Raw genomic sequence first — 18,158 nt, forward strand, 5'->3', positions numbered from 1 at the left:
TCATTTAATTCCATTGGCAACGAATATAGCGGCAGCTGAAATTACGATTTTCGCCTTAAAACGTGGTGATTTTCAATGGCGAGAGATTGTCCGGCGTAAGAAGGAAGGTGAATCATGAAAAAAATAGGAATTACCTGTTACCCAACAGTAGGGGGATCGGGGGTTATTGCAACTGAATTAGGCATGATGCTTGCGGAAAAAGGTTATGAAATTCACTTTATCACATCCAGTTTGCCTTTTCGGCTTGATCATGTGCACCCGAGAATTTTCTATCATGAGGTAGAACTAAGTCATTATCCAGTGTTTCAGTATCCACCGTACGACCTGGCACTGGCAAGCAAAATGGCAGAAGTGATCGATCAGGAGAAATTGGATATTCTGCATGTTCATTATGCCATGCCACATGCAATATGCGCGATACTAGCGAGACAGATTGCCAATCATGACGTAAAAATTGTAACAACGCTGCACGGGACAGATATCACGGTTTTAGGGATTGACCATACATTTAAAAAGATGATCAAACATGGAATCGAACAGTCTGATGCGGTTACAGCTGTCTCCCACAGTTTAGTCAAGCAAACGGTTGATATGCTAGGTGTAACAAACGATATTTCAGTTATTTATAATTTTGTAAATGAACAGGAATACCACAAACAAAACGTTACAGCAGTACGTCAGCAATACGGAATTCAATCCGATGAGAAAGTACTGATACACATATCTAATTTTCGAAAAGTTAAACGTGTGCAAGATGTCATTTATACATTCAATATTATTCATAAACATGTAAAGTCTAAATTGCTGCTGGTTGGAGATGGTCCGGAATATTCGGATTGCCACCGACTCGTTAATCAATTACATTTACAAGAGAATGTGTTATTTTTAGGGAAACAGAAAAACGTAAGCGAATTACTTTCGGTATCGGATTTAAAATTATTATTATCGGAAAAAGAAAGCTTTGGTCTTGTCTTGTTGGAGGCAATGTCATGCGAAGTACCTGTCATTGGAACAAACGTTGGCGGGATCCCAGAAGTGATCAATCATGGAGAAACAGGATATATCGTAGAACCGGGCGAATTGGAACAAGCTGCCATCTATGCTATTTCGTTGTTACAGGATGAATCCAAACTGCGAGCATTTTCCGAGCAGGCCTTGCATCGGGCCCGGTCAGCGTTTCATTCGCGTAAAATTGTTAGCGAATATATCCAGTTATACGCTCAAGTAGCAAAAAATGAAAATGGTGATGCGAATGCAAAAAAGTCCATTTAAAAAGGCTGAACCAATATTGCAACGATTAAAGGAACATGGATATCAAGCATTTTTTGTTGGTGGCTGTGTTCGTGATCTGCTGCTCAACCGGCCGATTGGGGATATAGATATCGCCACATCGGCCAAACCTTGGCAGGTACAAGACATTTTTGAAAAAGTTCTTCCCGTGGGAATGGAGCATGGAACGGTAATTGTCCGTCATCAGCACGAATCATATGAAGTAACAACCTTTCGTTTAGATGGTACGTATAGTGATTTTCGACATCCTGATCAGGTTGAATTTATTCAAACAATTGAACAAGATTTACAGCGTCGAGACTTCACCATCAACGCCATGGCGATGGATATCGATGGGAATATGATCGATCCATTCGGTGGAAACATGGATCTAAAGCGAAAACGAATTCGTACCGTTGGGAAGGCTTCTGAGCGGTTTCATGAGGATCCGTTGCGCATGATCCGTGCATTACGTTTTGCGAGTCAACTGGGTTTTGCCATTGAAGAAACAACGCAGACAAGCATGAATAAACAACAGGAACAAATAAAAGATCTTGCCGTGGAACGAATTACATCTGAGGTAACAAAATTATTTGCCGGGTCATTTGTTAACAATGGTCTTCATTATTTACGGGAGACACAGATCTATCAACAGCTCCCTGTGATATCTGAATATCCAGATATCATCAGCCAAATACCAAGTTCTCTTCGTCCACTCCAGTCATTCGCGGAAGTGATTGCCCTATTCCATGTATTGGAACCATCGATCACCATAGAATCATGGGTAAGGCAGTGGAAGTGTTCGAATAAACAAAAACAGGAAGCCGTTCAGTTAACCAATGCGTGGTATCACTATAAAGCATATGGTTTAGACCGCTGGCTGACATATCGGCTGGATTCAATGTTCTTTCCCGGGTTTGTCCGGGTAGGAAAAAATCTTGATGAACACGTTACGCTATCAACGGATGAACTTGAGAAGCTAAGGAATTGCCTTCCGATCCGATCATTACCAGAACTGGCTGTAAACGGTAACGACTTGCAAAAGCTTTTTCCCAATAAACGAAAGGGACCTTGGATAAAGCATTTTCTCGGTGTTTTAGAGAAAAAAGTCGTTTATGGTGAATTAACGAACAATAAAAATGAACTGAAGGAATGGATAACATGGAATCCACCCGAAATAAATTAATTAAACTCCTGGCAGAAAACAAGGAAAACTATATTTCCGGACAAGTACTATCGGAAAAACTATCCATCTCCAGGGCAGCAGTTTGGAAACATATGAAGGAACTGGAAAAAGACGGATACCAAATTGAAGGTAAATCAAAAAAAGGTTATCGGATACTAGCCTTTCCTGATAAACTAAGTGAAAATACGATTCAATGGGGGCTGGATACAAGCTGGCTGGGAAAGACCGTTGTACATAAAGAAGTAACCACATCAACCCAGCATGTCGCTCATCAGCTTGCTCAAGAGCAAGCACTTCATGGCACCATCGTCGTTGCAGATGAACAGACAAAGGGGAAAGGACGAATGGACCATGCGTGGCATTCAACAAAGCATAAGGGGATTTGGATGAGCGTCATTCTCCGTCCTGCCATTTTGCCATATCTTGCACCACAGCTTACGTTACTGGCGGCTACCGTTCTGGCAGATGTATTAAAAACATATCAGATTACGCCCCAGATCAAATGGCCAAATGACCTGTTGCTGAATGGGAGAAAAACAGCCGGTATTCTTACTGAAATGCAAGCAGAACAAGATACGATCCAATATGTCGTGATTGGTATTGGAATGAATGTGAATCAATCTCATGATGATCTGCCAGCAGACATTCAAGATAAAGCGACTTCATTATTTCTTGAAACAAAGCAGCGATGGAATACAAGGAAGCTCATCCAAAACCTGTTGCGGACATTTGAAGCCGCATATGATGATTATATCCTAAACGGATTTCCAGATGTGAAGCGTAAATGGGAAAGCTATGGATTTAAAATCGGGCAACCCATTCGATTGAAGACAATGAAAACGACGTATGATGCAATTTTTATGGGTATAGCTGAAGATGGTGCATTATTAATAAACACCGGCGATGGGGAAGTAAAAAAACTGTATTCTGCAGAAATTGATTGGTTTAGCGAACAAAGGCGCAAGCACCCGTTTAGAGACGTATAAACTGCGCCCTGCCAAGCAGGGTGGTTCAGTGTTGCTGCGCAAAGCAGCGGTCTTAACTGAACATTCCTACCGTAGGAGATAAAGGAAACACGGTGAGCTGGGGGCTACAGGATGTAGGTCAGTTCGGTGTTGCGCCAGGACGTCGCGGTTTTAACCGAACTTCCCCTGAGCCGATGTTGACTTATCGTACGGAGGCGGGTGTTGGCTACTAGTCTCTGGGTGCTGGAGCCGGATTATCGCTGACAGTAAAATTAACAACGCCAAATTTTATGCTTTCTTTACTTATAAAAAAGTTGACGATCGCTGCCCTCATCTTTTTATATAAACTATTTTCTTTAACAAAGGGAGGAGAACCAAAATGCTGACAAGACTTGATTTGCAAAAAATGAAGCAAGAGAATGAGAAGATTTCCATGATTACGTCTTATGATTACCCAAGTGCCAAATTAGCCCAACAAGCTGGAGTTGATATGATTTTGGTAGGTGATTCACTTGGCATGGTAATGCTTGGATATGAATCTACTGTCCAAGTGACCGTTGACGACATGATCCACCATGCAAAAGCGGTAAAGCGGGCAGCAGATAATACATTTGTTGCGGTTGATATGCCGTTTATGTCGTTTCATATTTCACTTGATGAATCGCTGCGTCATGCCCAGCGTATTTTTCAGGAAACCAACGCCCAGGCACTTAAAATCGAAGGTGCCTCCAAAGAAATCCTGACACTAACCAAACGATTGACGGATGCTGGTATTCCAGTTGTTGCCCATGTCGGTTTAACCCCGCAATCGGTCAATGTTTTAGGCGGATTCAAAGTGCAAGGAAAAGATCAGAAGGCAGGGGAAAAACTGTTGGAAGATGCCAGACAATTAGAAGCGCATGGTGCGATTGCCGTAGTGTTGGAATGCGTACCAATGGAACTTGCCGAAATCGTCACCAGTAAACTGTCGATTCCAACGATTGGAATTGGCGGTGGTCCTTTTTGTGATGGTCAAGTACTTGTGTATCACGATATTGTCCAATATGGTGTAGACCGGTTAGCTAAATTTGTGAAACCATATGCTGATATGAATACTGCCGTGAAACAGGCAATTCAAAATTATCGCGAGGATGTTAAAAAAGGAAGCTTTCCAACCGAAGAATATAGTTTTAAAATTAAAGATCAAGCATTCCTTCCGAAACAATAGGCACCCGGATTGCGCCCTGCTCCATGTTGACTGATCGTACAGTGGAAGAGGTAGTCTACTAGTCACCATACATGGAGAAGGACGAGAAAACACAGTATGTAGGGCAGTTCGGCGTTGTGGCAGGACGCCCGCAACTTTAGCTGAACTCTTCCCAAATATGAGCAGAATTGAACCTAGTGTTATACTTTTTAAAAAAGGGTGGGCTGATGTATGGAAATTATTCGTTCACTGAACGATATGCAAACTAAATCACGAACAATTATACAACAGCAACAGTCAATCGGCCTTGTTCCAACAATGGGATTTTTTCATGAGGGACACCTATCATTAATGAAACAAGCCAAAAAAGAGAATGACGTTGTTGTAACAAGTATATTTGTCAATCCGTTACAATTTGGACCAAATGAGGATTACGAGCGCTATCCAAGAAATGAGGAAAATGATATTATGCTTGCAGAAAACGTTGGAGTGGATATCATCTTCATCCCAGACGCAGCAGAAATGTATCCAGAAAAACCGCTCATTTCAATGTCGATTGATAAACGTGCTGATGTGCTTTGCGGACGCTCAAGGCCAGGACATTTTGCCGGGGTGCTCACCGTACTAACAAAATTATTTCATTTAATTCATCCTTCTCGAGCTTATTTTGGATTGAAAGATGCGCAGCAGTTTGCCGTCGTCGATGCATTGATTAGTGATCTTAATTTCCCGATTCAGTTAATTGGTTTGCCAACCGTCAGGGAAATGGATGGGCTGGCAAAAAGCAGCCGAAACGTGAACCTGAGTGACAGCGAACGAAGCGAAGCAGTTGCCCTTTACCAGGCCTTACAAGCCGGGAGACAATTAGCGGTTGACGGGGAAAAAAATCCTGCTATCATTGTAGAAGAGGTTATGAACCGAATTGAACAGGAAACGAGCGGGTCCATTGACTATGTTGAATTATTAAGCTACCCAGCATTAAAGCCTGTTTCGAAAGTCGATCAGCGTGTTATCTTGGCGGTAGCCCTCCAATTTACGAAAGCTCGTTTAATTGATAACTTGATATGGGACAAAGATAGTCGTCCGGTCAACTTCATTAAGTAACCACTTATTTCCATGGGGTTTGCTATATCTAACAGGCCACTTATGTATATTTTATTACATTTTCGGGCGATACAATTGCTTGTTTAGAAGGGTCATGTTTCGAACCATGATGAAAGCAAAGATTCATCGTGCTCGCGTTACCGAAGCAAATCTTGATTACGTCGGAAGTATCGCAATCGATCAGCAAATTCTCAACCAGGTAGGAATTCTGCCACATGAAAAGATTTAAATCGTAAACAATAATAATGGCGCTCGTTTGGAAACCTATGTGATTCCCGGGAAACGTAACTCCGGGGTAATTTGTTTAAATGGAGCAGTTATTCAACTTGGTGACACAGTCGTTATCGTTTCTTATGCAATCGTAGAAGACGACGAATTATCAACAATTAAACCGCTGGTCGCTATCATGAACGAAGCCAATGAAAATACGCAAATAGTTGATCAAGAGCCGCCATTCACGGAAATAAAATGATACGCCAAAAGACTCTTATCGGTTAACAATGATAAGGGTTTTCCTTTCATATATGCAAGGACTCATCACTTGTCAACCTTTCCTCCAAAGCAAAAGCTGGGCAAAGGTGAGACTAGTCAAGCACCCTTGCTGTAAAAGAACCGATGAAGTAAGCAATGCTGAGTTGCAACGCCTTTGTGACCTGTATCGTGCAAACCCGAATAGTACCGGGCCTTGGACATTTTTTAAATCCACCTCAATCTTGAAGTGGAAGTCTTACTGCCCGTTGTGAATGGATAAATATATAATGGTAGCTGGTGGTTCATGGAAAAGAATAGAAGGTGACGTACATATGGATAAATTTGCCGTAATCGATCTAGAAACAACAGGTCACACACCGGCGAAGCACGATAAAATAATCGAAATCGGAATTGTCACGATCGAAAATAATCAAATCAGCAATACATTTTCTACTTTTTTAAATCCACAGCGTGATATCCCGCTATTTGTTACGAATTTAACGGGAATATCGGACAAGGATGTTGCTGATGCACCAACGTTTGAAAAAAAAGCAGATGAAATTGCTGCGATGTTTACGGATTGTTATTTAGTAGCCCACAATGTACCATTTGATTTAGGTTTTTTAAACGAAGAATTAGCAGCGCATAAAAGGGCAAGATTAACCAATCCTGTACTCGATACAGTCGAACTTGCACGTATCTTGTATCCACAAGCACCAAGCTTTAAGCTAGCCCAAATCAGCCGTTACCTGAACATACATCATGATGATCCACACCGTGCCTTGTCCGATGCCTATGTAACTGCAAAATTATTTTTGAAATTGAGACAAAAATTGGAAACACTGCCCTATGAGACGATCGATGGGCTGTTAAAACTGGAACAAACGCTTAAATCAGATATTTATGACTTATTATATCAACGCCAGCAGGAATTAGCGTTTTCAATCGAAACAGACGATGATATCATGGCGTTTCAAGGGCTGGCTTTTAAGAAACTTTCGGATGAGCAAAGCGATAAACCAACGGTCGAGACATCGTTTGGTGATTATCTAGATTCAATCTACGAGGAAGAAGGAACATTAAAGCAGGAAATGGATCATTATGAAAAAAGAGATGGGCAACGGGAAATGTCTGAGGAAATCTTTGATGCCTTCCGATCGCACCAGCATGCATTAATCGAAGCTGAAACAGGAACAGGCAAGTCGTTAGCATATTTACTTCCAGCCATTTATGAAGCAGTAAGCCAGCAGCAGCGCATTGTGATTAGTACGTATACGACACAATTACAGTCACAGCTACTTGAAGAAGAAATTCCATTGATTCATCAGCTTGTTAACTTTCCCTTTAAAGTGGCGCTCCTCAAGGGAAAGCAGCACTACATAAGTTTGGAAAAATTTGCCCATGACCTTGGACTAGATCAAAAGGAAAACTATGATGTTACCTTGACAAAGGCAATGATTCTTGTTTGGCTAACCGAAACTCAATCGGGGGACATTGATGAAATCCAATTGCCCTCAAGTGGGTACTTATTTTTCAAACGTGTTTGTGTGGAGGCAGAAGGCTATCGGGATCCGACATCCCCATGGTTTCAAAAATCATTTTATCAGCATACCAGAAGACAAGCGCAAAAGGCAGATGTGATTATTACCAATCACTCCTTGTTATGTACAGATATGTTTAACGATTATCAGTTTTTACCTGCCTATGAAAAGGCGATTATAGATGAAGCGCACCATTTGGAGGACACAGCATCGAGTCACTATGGATTGAAGGTTGATTATGCCAGTATTCACCATCGGCTCAATTATATCGGGACAACGGAGGAAGATCATTGGTTAAGTGAGCTGATAAACACATATGCCGTCGATCAACAAGAATCGTTATTAACAAATTGGAACACCATTTTCAATCAGGCAAAATATGAAGTAGATGATTTATTTCGATTTCTTTTTCAATACGTTGTTGATCAGCAGAAATATCAAAAATCGTATAGCGATATTGGCCGAACGCAGTATCGATTTGAAAATGGCAAAGAACAGAAAAAAAAATGGAATACGATAAAGGAAATGACAACTAGGCTGACTTTTTATTTTCGCGATCTCATCCACTTATTAAGCCAATTACAACAGTCCATTGAACAACAAGCAACCATGGACAAAAATGACAAAGACGCGATGCAAGGGATCACAGAAAGCCTCCAACGATTTATTGACCAGCTTGAACAATTATTTCTATTGGACGATAATGAACAACAAGATGTCAAATGGATTGAAATTGAAGCAAATGGGGCAAAGAATGCCGTTTATTTATATTGTGAACCAATTGAAATGTCCGGATTACTGGCGAAAGACTTTTTTGCACAAAAACAAAGTGTTATATTAACAAGTGCCACACTAACGATGAAACGCTCCTTTTCCTTTATTCAAAATCGGTTAGGATTGACAGCGGATCGCTTAGTGACCAAGAAGGTTTATTCCCCTTTTTCGTATCAGGATCAGGTGCAATTAATGGTGCCAAATGATTTTCCGGACGTCCGGCAGGGAAATAGTGCGGATTATATTTATTCTACTTGTGAAGCCATTTTATCATTAGCGGAAATTACGAATGGAAGAATGCTTGTTCTGTTTACATCGTATGACATGTTACGAAAAACATACAACACGCTAAAAGAAACAATGGATTTAACGACCTATACATTAATTGCACAGGGGATTTCAAGTGGAAGCAGATCAAGACTGAAGAAAAACTTTGTTCATTATGACCGTACGATCTTATTGGGAACCAATTCATTTTGGGAAGGAGTCGATATTCCAGGAGAGGATTTATCTTGTCTGGTTATTGTCCGTCTCCCATTTGAACCACCGGATCACCCCATTGTTGAAGCAAAGTCGGCCCAATTTAAAAACAATGGAAAAAATGCATTCATGGAGCTTTCCTTACCAAATGCAGTTATTCGTTTTAAACAAGGATTTGGCAGGTTAATTCGTTCTTCCAATGACAGAGGGATTGTTTTTGTTTGCGATGCGCGGTTAGTCAAAGCACGATATGGCAAGTACTTTACCGAGTCTATTCCCGAAGTTCCAATTACATTCAACTCGACAATGAAATTAATCGAAAAAGCGGAGGAATGGTTTTAGATCTTTTTAAAAAAACACTGATGCACCAGCTGATGCATCAGTTAAAGAAGAAAAAGGTATTGGCAAGGTACATTTTTTGGTTGAAATAAATACAAAACAAACAAAAGCTTGTTATACTAAATAAGGTAATCCTTGATATTTATCTTCAACTGTATCATTAGTTTAAGCATAGGTCCGTTTTAGTATGTGTAGTAAATATTGATAAATAAACGTAAAGCTTGTTTGGAGGGAATATAATTTGCAAAGAATCGAGACAGTATCAGCGATCAAAAACCAATATATAAGCATTCGTATTGGTAACTATTTATATCAATTAGTAAGGGAAGAACAATGACATGAATGTTAGGCGCGAATCACAGGTTGCCTGGTTCAAGTGGATACTAATCGTCATATGTCTCGTTCTTATTATTGGTTTCATTTATCTTGCTTATTTATATCATGCCATCCAGCAAAATAAAACAGACGGATTTCAGCAAACAAAAGCAGAAGTGATAAAGCATACAGACTTAACAGAAGTGGAAGATATATCCCGATTTCAGAGTGATAACACGTACGATATTGTTTTAGGGAAAACAAAGGACCAACAGCAGCAATACATTTTTGTTCCAAAAAATAAAAAGAGTACAAAAGATATAACGGTTGTGAATACTGCAAAAATAATAAGTAAACAGGATATCATTGACCAGTGGAAGCATCAGTGTAATCATTGCGAATTGATCAAAGTTACACCGGCAATGGTTGATGATAAAGCCTTATGGGAAGTGACTTACCGAAGCAATTCAAACAGGTATGTGTTGGATTATTTATCCATTTATGACGGGAAACGATATCAACAATTGCGTTTAAAAAGTATGTTTAATTAGAGGAAGGTGACAATATGGATTTAGCAAATCGTGTACAAACATTAACACCATCATCAACATTAGCAATTACAGCAAAAGCAAAAGAATTAAAGGCACAAGGACATGATGTTATTGGCCTGGGAGCCGGCGAACCGGATTTTAATACACCGGCATATATTCTGGATGCAGCAGAAAAGGCTATGCGTGAAGGCTTTACGAAATACACACCCTCGGGTGGAATTGTACCACTGAAGGATGCGATTATCCAAAAGTTTCAAGCAGATAACCAGCTGACCTATCAGGCCAACCAGATCATTGTTACAACTGGTGCAAAACATGCGCTATACACATTATTTCAAGTGTTATTAAATCCTTCTGATGAAGTGATTGTTCCTGCTCCATATTGGGTAAGCTATCCGGAACAAATTAAGTTAGCTGGTGGCAAACCCGTCATTGTAGATGCACAAGAGGACAATGATTTTAAACTAACTACTAAGCAATTGACATCAGCTATAACCGAAAAGACCAAGGCGGTGATTATAAATTCGCCTAGTAACCCAACCGGGATGATGTATAATAAAGAAGAATTAGCAGCAATTGGTGACATTTGCCTGAAGCATGATATTACCATTGTTTCTGATGAAATTTATGAGAAACTGATCTACACCACTGATGAACATATCTCGATTGCGCAATTGTCGGACGCCTTGAAGCAGCAGACAGTCGTTATTAATGGGGTTTCCAAATCACATGCCATGACTGGCTGGCGGATTGGTTATGCAGCTGGAAATGAGCAAATTATTAAAGCAATGACAAATCTGGCATCGCATTCCACGTCCAATCCAACATCCATTGCGCAATATGCAGCATTAGCAGCGTATACAGGTGATCAGACAACCACAGAGGATATGCGCAAGGCGTTTCAGACCCGTCTGGCTACCTGCTACGGTTTGCTAACTGATATACCTGGGATTAGTTGTGTAAGACCTAAAGGGGCATTTTATTTGTTTCCGAATGTCAAGGAAGCTGTTCGAATGAATGGCTTTGCATCTACGGATGAATGGGTAACAGCCCTACTGGAAGAGGAAAAAGTTGCCCTTGTTCCGGGATCCGGGTTTGGCGCGGATGACTATGTCCGTTTATCTTACGCAACATCAATCGAATTATTAACTGAGGCAATGACACGAATCAACCGCTTCGTTCAAAACCATCAGGCATAGGAGGAAATCGTTTTGAAAACTACTATAGATCAAGCAGCAAAACATGAAGGGCAAACCGTTACAATTGGTACGTGGCTTGCCAATAAGCGTTCCAGCGGGAAAATCGCCTTCTTGCAACTTCGTGATGGAACAGGATTTATGCAGGCGGTTGTCGTAAAAAGCGATGTAACCGAAGAAGTTTTTCATTTAGCTAAATCGATGACACAAGAAACATCCATGTATATAACCGGAAAAATCGTCGAGGATAAACGGTCCCCATTAGGCTATGAAATGCAAGCAGAAAACATTGAAGTGATTCATGAAGCAATCGATTATCCAATCACTCCAAAAGAACATGGAACCGAATTTTTAATGGATCATAGACACTTATGGTTACGATCCAAACGTCAGCATGCCGTGATGAAAATTCGTAATGAAATCATTCGCTCTACGTATCAGTTTTTTAACGAAAATGGATACGTGAAGATTGACCCACCAATTCTAACAGGCTCATCAGCAGAGGGGACGACGGAATTGTTTCATACCAAATATTTTGATGAGGAAGCCTATCTTTCACAAAGTGGACAGTTGTATATGGAAGCGGCAGCCATGGCGTTTGGAAAGGTATTCTCATTCGGTCCAACATTTCGGGCAGAGAAATCAAAAACACGCCGTCACTTAATCGAATTTTGGATGATCGAACCAGAAATGGCCTTTGTCGATCATGAGGAAAGTTTAGAAATTCAGGAGCAATATGTCAGCTTTGTTGTTCAATCGGTACTGGCTAATTGTAAATTAGAATTAGCGGTCCTTGAGCGAGATATTTCTAAACTGGAGGCAATCAAAGCACCATTTCCACGAATTTCGTATGACGATGCGATTGAATTATTAAAAGAAAAAGGCTTTGATGATATTGAGTGGGGAGAGGATTTTGGTGCACCGCATGAAACAGCGATTGCGGAAAGCTTTGATAAACCCGTATTTATCACCAATTATCCAAAAGACATTAAAGCATTCTACATGAAACCAGATCCAAACCGGGACGATGTTGTATTATGTGCCGACTTGATTGCTCCAGAGGGCTATGGGGAGATTATTGGCGGATCCCAGCGGATTGACGATTTGGCTTTAATGGAACAACGCTATGAGGAACATAACCTGACAGGCGAAGCATATGAATGGTATTTAGAGCTTAGCAAATATGGAAGTGTTCCACATTCTGGATTTGGGCTTGGGTTAGAACGAACAGTTGCCTGGCTGGCAGGAGTGGAGCATGTAAGAGAAACGATTCCATTCCCACGCTTGTTAAACAGATTATATCCATAAATTCGAAAAAATCCCTTGTACACAGCAGGGGGTTTTATTCGTTTATCCCGCCTTAACGGGCAGTAAGGCCCCCACTTCAAGATTTTAAGGTGAAACAAAAAAAGATAAGTGGGGGGCAACTGCATGACAAAGGTCCGATTCTGTTCTCAGCCTGCACGAGGCAGGTCACAAAGGCGTTACAACTCAGACGACTGAGAACTTAGCCTTTGTTCCTCTATTCAGTGGGGGAGAAAGGGCAGGCTAAAACCGTCACGTCCTTATGCCTTCGCCTGCACTAACACGTCTGAGTGCGTCGAAAACCCCCACTGAATGAAGTTTCACTTTATAAGAAATGTGGTTGTATTATATCTGTTACCATCCGTTTATACTGTAGATTTTCGGGCGCGATCACGTTTAGTTTGCTATACTATGTATGAGGTGCATGATCATGGAGAGACCAATTCAAATTCAACAAATTTTATTAAATCAGCTGCAAATTCCTGCACGGCTGTTAACGAATTATAAGACACTGGGGTTAAATGAGACGGAAGTCATGCTGCTATTACAGATTTATCGTTTCATTTTCGATGAGAATGATTTTCCAACGCCAACTGAACTTACCTCTTTTTTGACCATCAATGAACAGGAATGCTCAATGGTATTGCGGAAACTGATTCAGAAAGGATTTTTGGCGATTGAGCAAACCAAAAATGAACAGGGGATTTGGAGCGAGATTTATTCCTTGGATCCACTTTGGGAGAAACTATTTTTAGTAACCGAACCGGAAAAGGAACCGGAAGATGGAAAATTGTTTATTTTGTTTGAGCAGGAATTTGGCCGGCCGCTTTCACCAATCGAAATTGAAACGATCAATGTTTGGCTGGATGAAGACAAGCTAAGTACATCACTCATTAAAACAGCACTTAGAGAAGCAGTGTTAATGGGGAAACTGAACTTTAAATATATTGACCGCATTTTACGAGAGTGGAAAAGGAAAGGGATTCAAACGGTTGAACAGGCAAAGAAAGCATCCAAGACCTTCCACGATAACCAGACCAGCAAACAAACTGGTTCTGCGCCAAAGCGCGATACATCGTTTTATTATAATTGGTTAGAGGGGGACGAGTAAAGATGCTTACGAAAAAACAAGTTGCGTATTGCCTAGAGGTCATGGGAGAAATGTTCCCAGAAGCAAAATGTGAATTAAACCACAAGAATCCATTTGAGCTGGTTATAGCTGTGCTATTATCCGCTCAATGTACGGATGTACTTGTCAATAAAGTAACAAATGAGTTATTTAAAAAGTATAAAACCCCGGAAGATTTTTTGGCCGTTTCGTTAGAAGAGCTGCAACAAGACATTCGCTCGATTGGTCTTTATCGGAATAAAGCAAAAAATATTCGCAAGCTCTGCCAAATGCTCATTGATGATTATGGTGGCGTTGTTCCACGAACAAAAGAAGAATTAATGAAACTAGCTGGTGTAGGACGGAAAACAGCAAATGTTGTTGCATCTGTTGCATTTGACGAGCCGGCTATTGCCGTTGATACCCATGTCGAACGGGTGTCTAAGCGCTTAGCCATTTGTCGCTGGAAAGATTCGGTGCTGGAGGTAGAAGAAACATTAATGCGAAAGGTCCCAAAATCCGAATGGAGTGTAACGCATCATCGCATGATCTTCTTTGGCCGTTATCATTGTCGGGCAAAAAATCCCAACTGTCCGGAATGTCCGTTACTGGATATTTGCCGGGAGGGACAAAAGCGGATGAAGAAACGGGTGATGATATAAGAAATTCGCTATTCTATTTTTCCTACCATGTATAACTAAAAGAGGCAGCTCATAAATTGAGCTGCCTCTTTTGATACTTTTAACGGGATTGGTCAACTATCATCCGAATGCTCCCCATTATCCCCTTGATCCTGATCTTGTTCCTGATTATCGTTGTTTTCATCCTGGTCGTCACCATCATTACCACCATTATCGTCATGATTGTTCTCATTATCCTCAGCTGAATCATCACTGCCAGGAATGGTAATGGTTGTGCTTTCGGAAGGGCCTTTCTCACCCTCATTATCGCCATTTTTCCCAACTGGTGTAACCGAGATGGTATAGGTGGTTCCAGCATTGGCATTATCAATTTTTATGCCGTTTGAGTTGACTGTCTGCTGCTGTGGCGAGCCACCATCAGGAGCAACTGAAACTTCAAACGTTGCCGCAGGACCATTATATTTCCAGGAAACATCAATCGTATTGTTGTTGTACTGGGCGCTTAAATCACTAACGGGCTCCATTTCTTCCTGATCCTCATCATCGTCATCATCATCAGACGTTTTTACTTTGGTTGTTTTTGCTTCACTCTTCTCGTCATCTTTAACGGCAACCACTTGAATAGTATATTCACCACCTGATTCAATGTCAGAGATGTCCATCGACTTATCTTTTGTTGTGGATAGTTCTTTCATCTCTCCGCCGTCAACACTGGCACTGACCTGGAAGGAAACATCATCATCACTATCATAATCCCATTCCACATTGATTTTATCATCATCTTTATTATATTCAGCCGTTAAATTGCTGACCGGATCGAGTTTATCAAATTTCTCTGATGTTTTCGATGGCTCGTTTCCTTTTACAAACAACTCGGTAACGACTTCCGAATCTGGCGTGTAATCGCTTGGTAGCCGCGCTGGATTGGACCCTTTTTCAACACCAACCTCAACAACTGAATCGGGCTTTTGAAAGTCCGCGGTATCAATCCCATCGGAGATATACGACATTGTCTCTTTAAATAACGCCAGCGGTACCTTTGTATCAGGTAAAACAAGTTTTTGGTTATCATAGCCGGTCCAAACCGATATGGTGTAATTGGTCGTATATCCGCTGAACCAGGAGTCTGGGCTTCCCTCTGAGCCTGTTAAGTTCGTTGTACCTGTTTTACCAGCAACAGGAAGTCCCGGGATATTTGCTTCTCTTCCTGTACCGGAACCATCTGTCATGACAGACTTTAACATGTCTGTCATCATGTATGCGGTATAGTCCGACATTACCGGTTTTTGTTTTGGTTTTAAGTCAACTGTTCGTCCATTTGGATATTCCACCTTGGTAACGGAATAGGATTCGTTTGTCACACCTTCATTCGCAAAAGCCCGATAGGCACTTGCCAGTTGTAGCGGTGTCACATTTAAGTTACCACCGCCAATTGCGTCTGTAACAGTCATGTCTTTTTTCCCAAAGTTTAATCCTAATCCTTCTGCAAATTCTTGTGCTTTTCCTGAGCCAACTTCTTCAGCTGTTTTTAACGCAGGAACGTTCAATGATTGTGTTAATGCTGTGCGCATGGACATCCAGCCTTGATACTGACCGTTCCAGTTACCGGCTTTCTTATCCGTTCCAGGAATTTCATACGGATTATCGTCATTGATCTGGTGATAAGTAGACCATTTTTCATTTTCGATTGCCGGACCATACGCTAATATCGGCTTCATGGTCGAACCACCCTGACGGCCACCTTGGATCGCATAGTTGTAGCCATCATTTTCTAGTCCCCGGCCACCACCGATTGCCCGGATAGCACCGTTTTTGGAATCCAACACAACCATTCCAGCTCGCATATCGACCATTTCATCTTTTTTCGGGTCATTTATCTTTTCAGGGTATGAAATAGGGTTGTTCTCATCATCCGATAATAAAAATTCCACATGTTCTTGTATATCTGGATCAATGGTTGTATAGATTTTTAAGCCATCCGTATAAATATCGGCATCAAGCTTATCTTCCACTTCTCTTCTTACTTTTTGCAGAAATGCTTCATATTGGGTCAATTCTGGCTGTTCATCGGTTAACAAGGATTTAATATCAGTCTTTTTCGCTTCGTCTGCTTGTTTTTGTGTTATTTTACCATGCTTGACCATTAAATGAAGCACCGTATTCATTCGGTCTTTCGTCAATTCCGGGTGTTGCCGCGGATTATATGCCGTTGGACGCTGCGGTAAACCAGCTAAAATAGCAGCTTCCGGCAATGTTAAATCCTTTAAATCATTTTTCCCAAAATACGTTTGCGCTGCCTTTGCTACCCCATAAGCGCCATTTCCGTAATACACTTTATTCAAATACATTTCCAGAATTTCTTCTTTGGAATATTTTCGTTCAATTCTCATAGCCAGCCACATTTCCTGTACCTTTAAACGGATCTTTTTTTCGTGTGATAAAAATGATTTTTCCGCCAATTGCTGTGTGATAGTACTGGCTCCTTCAGAACCAAAACCATTTCTTATGTTACCAACAACAGCGCCACCGATTCGTTTCAGGTCAATGCCATGGTGCTTGAAAAAGCGCGAGTCCTCTGTGGCGGTAACCGCATCGACCAATACATCGGGCAAATCATCAAATGTGATTCTCGTTCGCCGTTCAGCCCCCATATCAGCAAACAAGTCACCATTTTTATCATAAATTTTTGAAGAAAAAGCGTCTTGTAGTTTTGATTCATCTAATTTTGGTGCAGAGGCAACGAAATATGCGAATGCACTGCCTGCACCAATGACCATAACTAAAATAATAATACCAACAATAAGAAATATTCGTTTCCATAATGGTTTCTTTTTTGTTTTTCTCTGTTTTCTTCTAGCAATACGAGATTGGCTATTGTCTGCCATTACTCATTCCTCCGTCTCTAAAAATAAAGCCTGTCAATAATCTGCAGATAGTCCACCCGTTTTTGTAAGTGAAAGGGGATCCTATACCCTTCTTGCTTGATAACCTGATAAGGGATCGATTGCCGTCCGCCATTACATTTGGCATGCCAATGCGGAAACAATTTTTCGGCTTGTAAATAATAGGTTTCATTCCAAACAGCAAACCGGATAATGATGAAGCTAATTCCGCCATGCTGGACAATCGACTGCATATGCTTAATCTGATGTTCGTGGATATTTGCAAGCGGAAACCGTGTTTTATTTTTGGTTTCTTTTGCCTCAAAATCGACATATTTGCCACTATACAGACCATTATAATCAGTTGTTGATGCTTGTTTAAAGTATCCTTCTGTTATTACTGCTGCACTCCGTTTGGGATAATGCACATTGACGATTTGGACTGGTGTTGGCTTTTTGTGAATAACAGCTTGATTGGTTTGTAAGTAATATAAATTGGTTACATTAATATCTTCCTCAAGTGTCATCCCACGGTTACCATAACTATCCTTTATTTTTGTGCCAATATTACTTCCCGGAGTATTATACTTTTGTCCGTTTGGATAATGCATCCTATTCCTCCTTGCATATGAAGATATCATACCAGAAAAATAGTAGCTTGATAACTGTTAATACAGTATTGGCACCAAAGTCAATCCTAAAACAATTTCCTATAAACAAATAATGAAACAAGAATATATCCATTATATAACAAACAGACCAAAAGAACATTAAATTAACAGGATTATTTGCTTAAAAAACGCGCGTAGAACTGTATCAAATCGTTTATGAACCACTGTTTTAGG

At 40.8% G+C, this 18,158-nt stretch carries 13 protein-coding genes and 1 pseudogene; 12 read left to right on the top strand and 2 right to left on the bottom strand.

All coding sequences use genetic code 11. From position 1 onward, the window contains the following. The first annotated feature begins 114 nt into the window (after positions 1-114). From bshA to nth, 12 genes and pseudogenes are all read left to right on the top strand, one after another. Positions 115-1,272 carry an N-acetyl-alpha-D-glucosaminyl L-malate synthase BshA gene (gene bshA, locus WMZ97_RS14810; RefSeq protein WP_343272873.1) on the top strand — a complete coding sequence of 386 codons (1,158 nt, stop codon included), beginning with the start codon at positions 115-117 and terminating at the stop codon, positions 1,270-1,272. Further along, positions 1,235-2,455 (top strand): CCA tRNA nucleotidyltransferase, encoded by a 1,221-nt coding sequence (locus tag WMZ97_RS14815; RefSeq protein ID WP_343272874.1) that lies wholly within the window; start codon positions 1,235-1,237, stop codon positions 2,453-2,455. Before bshA ends, WMZ97_RS14815 begins: the two co-directional genes overlap by 38 nt. Further along, positions 2,431-3,441: a biotin--[acetyl-CoA-carboxylase] ligase gene (locus WMZ97_RS14820; protein WP_343272875.1), complete on the top strand. Its 1,011-nt coding sequence runs from the start codon at positions 2,431-2,433 to the stop codon at positions 3,439-3,441. The genes WMZ97_RS14815 and WMZ97_RS14820 overlap by 25 nt, the downstream gene beginning before the upstream one ends. A 358-nt stretch (positions 3,442-3,799) precedes the next feature. After that, entirely contained in the window at positions 3,800-4,627 is an 828-nt protein-coding gene (gene panB, locus WMZ97_RS14825; protein ID WP_343272876.1) for a 3-methyl-2-oxobutanoate hydroxymethyltransferase, read from the top strand. 210 nt (positions 4,628-4,837) lie between these two features. After that, positions 4,838-5,710 carry a pantoate--beta-alanine ligase gene (gene panC, locus WMZ97_RS14830; protein ID WP_343272877.1) on the top strand — a complete coding sequence of 291 codons (873 nt, stop codon included), beginning with the start codon at positions 4,838-4,840 and terminating at the stop codon, positions 5,708-5,710. Positions 5,711-5,804: 94 nt separating this feature from the next. Next, positions 5,805-6,182, top strand: a pseudogene (gene panD, locus WMZ97_RS14835) (aspartate 1-decarboxylase). Between the two features lie 331 nt (positions 6,183-6,513). Continuing rightward, positions 6,514-9,318, top strand: coding sequence for an ATP-dependent DNA helicase DinG (dinG, locus tag WMZ97_RS14840; protein WP_343272878.1), 2,805 nt, complete (start codon positions 6,514-6,516; stop codon positions 9,316-9,318). 335 nt (positions 9,319-9,653) lie between these two features. Beyond that, positions 9,654-10,181 carry a cell wall elongation regulator TseB-like domain-containing protein gene (locus WMZ97_RS14845; RefSeq protein ID WP_343272879.1) on the top strand — a complete coding sequence of 176 codons (528 nt, stop codon included), beginning with the start codon at positions 9,654-9,656 and terminating at the stop codon, positions 10,179-10,181. 14 nt (positions 10,182-10,195) lie between these two features. Further along, complete coding sequence (locus tag WMZ97_RS14850; protein ID WP_343272880.1) at positions 10,196-11,380, top strand: pyridoxal phosphate-dependent aminotransferase; 1,185 nt, start codon at positions 10,196-10,198, stop codon at positions 11,378-11,380. Positions 11,381-11,392: 12 nt separating this feature from the next. Beyond that, on the top strand, positions 11,393-12,685 hold the full coding sequence (gene asnS, locus WMZ97_RS14855) for an asparagine--tRNA ligase (protein ID WP_343272881.1): 1,293 nt from the start codon (positions 11,393-11,395) through the stop codon (positions 12,683-12,685). Between the two features lie 427 nt (positions 12,686-13,112). Continuing rightward, the gene (locus WMZ97_RS14860) at positions 13,113-13,793 is read left to right on the top strand and encodes a DnaD domain-containing protein (RefSeq protein ID WP_343272882.1); all 681 of its coding nucleotides are present in this window, start codon (positions 13,113-13,115) and stop codon (positions 13,791-13,793) included. Between the two features lie 2 nt (positions 13,794-13,795). After that, positions 13,796-14,452, top strand: coding sequence for an endonuclease III (nth, locus tag WMZ97_RS14865; RefSeq protein ID WP_343272883.1), 657 nt, complete (start codon positions 13,796-13,798; stop codon positions 14,450-14,452). A gap of 92 nt (positions 14,453-14,544) precedes the next feature. Here nth and WMZ97_RS14870 read toward each other — a convergent pair whose 3' ends face one another. Both WMZ97_RS14870 and recU read right to left on the bottom strand, forming a co-directional pair. Continuing rightward, positions 14,545-17,316 (bottom strand): PBP1A family penicillin-binding protein, encoded by a 2,772-nt coding sequence (locus tag WMZ97_RS14870; protein ID WP_343272884.1) that lies wholly within the window; start codon positions 17,314-17,316, stop codon positions 14,545-14,547. A 17-nt stretch (positions 17,317-17,333) separates the two neighbouring features. Beyond that, positions 17,334-17,924: a Holliday junction resolvase RecU gene (gene recU, locus WMZ97_RS14875; protein WP_343272885.1), complete on the bottom strand. Its 591-nt coding sequence runs from the start codon at positions 17,922-17,924 to the stop codon at positions 17,334-17,336. Positions 17,925-18,158: the final 234 nt, after the last annotated feature.

It is taken from the genome of Lentibacillus songyuanensis (genome assembly GCF_039548255.1).
GTDB classification, from domain to species: domain Bacteria; phylum Bacillota; class Bacilli; order Bacillales; family Amphibacillaceae; genus Lentibacillus_C; species Lentibacillus_C songyuanensis.

What these genes read in the sequence shown, in the direction of transcription:
- bshA (WP_343272873.1), top strand. Translation starts at nt 115, where the DNA reads ATGAAAAAAATAGGAATTACCTGTTACCCAACAGTAGGGGGATCGGGG.
- WMZ97_RS14815 (WP_343272874.1), top strand. Translation starts at nt 1,235, where the DNA reads ATGAAAATGGTGATGCGAATGCAAAAAAGTCCATTTAAAAAGGCTGAA.
- WMZ97_RS14820 (WP_343272875.1), top strand. Translation starts at nt 2,431, where the DNA reads ATGGAATCCACCCGAAATAAATTAATTAAACTCCTGGCAGAAAACAAG.
- panB (WP_343272876.1), top strand. Translation starts at nt 3,800, where the DNA reads ATGCTGACAAGACTTGATTTGCAAAAAATGAAGCAAGAGAATGAGAAG.
- panC (WP_343272877.1), top strand. Translation starts at nt 4,838, where the DNA reads ATGGAAATTATTCGTTCACTGAACGATATGCAAACTAAATCACGAACA.
- dinG (WP_343272878.1), top strand. Translation starts at nt 6,514, where the DNA reads ATGGATAAATTTGCCGTAATCGATCTAGAAACAACAGGTCACACACCG.
- WMZ97_RS14845 (WP_343272879.1), top strand. Translation starts at nt 9,654, where the DNA reads ATGAATGTTAGGCGCGAATCACAGGTTGCCTGGTTCAAGTGGATACTA.
- WMZ97_RS14850 (WP_343272880.1), top strand. Translation starts at nt 10,196, where the DNA reads ATGGATTTAGCAAATCGTGTACAAACATTAACACCATCATCAACATTA.
- WMZ97_RS14860 (WP_343272882.1), top strand. Translation starts at nt 13,113, where the DNA reads ATGGAGAGACCAATTCAAATTCAACAAATTTTATTAAATCAGCTGCAA.
- nth (WP_343272883.1), top strand. Translation starts at nt 13,796, where the DNA reads ATGCTTACGAAAAAACAAGTTGCGTATTGCCTAGAGGTCATGGGAGAA.
- WMZ97_RS14870 (WP_343272884.1), bottom strand. Translation starts at nt 17,316, where the DNA reads ATGGCAGACAATAGCCAATCTCGTATTGCTAGAAGAAAACAGAGAAAA.
- recU (WP_343272885.1), bottom strand. Translation starts at nt 17,924, where the DNA reads ATGCATTATCCAAACGGACAAAAGTATAATACTCCGGGAAGTAATATT.